The organism is Brucella tritici (assembly GCF_008932295.1).
Taxonomy (GTDB): Bacteria; Pseudomonadota; Alphaproteobacteria; order Rhizobiales; family Rhizobiaceae; genus Brucella; species Brucella tritici.
This window is the reverse complement of the sequence record NZ_WBWA01000085.1, coordinates 1-818: the sequence shown is the minus strand read 5'-3', so window position 1 is coordinate 818 and position 818 is coordinate 1. Positions and strand designations below refer to the sequence as shown.

Genomic DNA, 818 nt, shown 5'->3' with positions numbered 1-818 from the left:
GGGTGTTGTCACGTTAACTGGGCTGCAGTTGCCTGCCTGACGGTTTGGGCGTAAATTTTGGCGATGCAGACATCAGATATCATCTTCAAGCGTCACCGTTTTCCGCCACAGATCGTTGCTCATGCGGTGTGGCTTTATCTGCGGTTCAACCTTAGTCTGCGTGAAGTTGAAGAAATGCTGCTTGAGCGTGGAATCGACGTATCATACGAGACAGTTCGTCGTTGGATCGCCAAGTTCGGCCCCCAGATCACACGCAACTTGCGGCGGCGTCAGGCGCGCCCCGGCGATATTTGGTATTTGGACGAAGTGGTCGTCAAATGCGCTGGAGAAAAATTCTGGCTTTGGCGTGCGGTGGATCAACATGGCTCCGTTCTCGAAGAAATCTTGCAGAAGCGGCGTGATAAAAGGGCGGCAAAGCGATTGCTTGTGGCGTTAATGAAGCGCTATGGCTTTGCTCCCAAACGGATCATCACCGATAAGCTCCGCTCCTACGGTGCAGCAAAGGCAGAAGTGGCACCCGGCCTTGACCATTGGTCGCACAAGGGCCTCAATAATCGGGCCGAAAATAGCCATCTGCCGTTTAGGAAACGGGAGCGAACCATGCAAGGTCATCGGTCACCTGGAGCGTTGCAACGGTTCGTCTCCATGCACTCAGCGACCCGCAATTGTTTCTCTGTTCCATCTCGTCGCCGAGCCGCACACACAATTCGCTACCATCGCCTCGAAGCTTTCGATGCATGGAAAATTGCGGCCTGTTTCGCCTGAATATCTACGAGCCCCTGGCCTTTCCGGCCAGAGAAACTTAACGTGACAACACC

General features: G+C 54.0%; 1 protein-coding gene. It reads left to right on the top strand.

Translation table 11 applies throughout. The features are described 5' to 3' along the window. Window positions 1–63: 63 nt before the first annotated feature. Entirely contained in the window at window positions 64–765 is a 702-nt protein-coding gene (locus tag F9K91_RS25520) for an IS6 family transposase (protein WP_151679076.1), read from the top strand. Window positions 766–818 lie beyond the last annotated feature (53 nt).